This window comes from Streptococcus sp. CCH5-D3, assembly GCF_001556435.1.
GTDB lineage: Bacteria > Bacillota > Bacilli > Lactobacillales > Streptococcaceae > Streptococcus.
This window is the reverse complement of the sequence record NZ_LSIW01000149.1, coordinates 1-753: the sequence shown is the minus strand read 5'-3', so window position 1 is coordinate 753 and position 753 is coordinate 1. Positions and strand designations below refer to the sequence as shown.

At 40.9% G+C, this 753-nt stretch carries 1 protein-coding gene; it reads right to left on the bottom strand.

All coding sequences use genetic code 11. The annotated features are described in order from the left end of the window. The coding region (locus AX662_RS09635; protein WP_197414714.1) for a GBS Bsp-like repeat-containing protein at positions 1–753 on the bottom strand (753 nt) is incomplete at both ends.

The window sequence follows — 753 nt, the reverse complement described above, 5'->3', positions numbered from 1 at the left end:
CTGACCAAATTGGGACACGGACTTCTTTAACTTCTTTGCCACCACCTGAAACATTAGTAACGACTACATCAAAGCCATTAGATGTTTGGTTGTTGATGGTCAATTTCCCTGTCACTTGAGATTCAGTGGCTGGAGGGACTGTAGCTTTGGTTTCTGTAATATAGGTTCTCTTACCATTCAACATATAGTAAAGATGTACAGAATAAGTACCAGCATCTCCCTTATGGCTGGCTGTATCTACATGAACCTTGTAGCTACCGTCTGATTGTTTGTCAGCATGATACCATGTAAGATCATCTTGACCATTCTTATCTGACCAGATTGGAACACGCACTTCTTTAACTTCTTTGCCGCCACCTGAAACATTGGTTACGACTACATCAAAGCCATTAGATGTTTGGTTGTTGATGGTAAGGTTACCAGAAACACGGTTTTCTTGTGGCTTAGACTCCGTAGTTTTCAAGGTCGCAATATCCACATAACGACGTGTACCACTGTAACTAATGTAAGAAATCCATTGGTGGTTGTCTGCAGTCAATACCTTGTCATAGTTCACTTTGTACCCTTTTTCCAAGGTATAAAGCGTTTCTGCAGAAGCCTTAGGTTCATTTTTAACATTCAAGCTACGTGTCACATTATAAGTGCCACTTGCTGGAAGCTTTTCAGCACCGCTAGTTTCTGGTTTTGCTTGATTAGTTTCTGTTGGTTTAACAGTTGGTGTTTCAGCTTTGGCAGGTGTCAAAGTCGCAATAT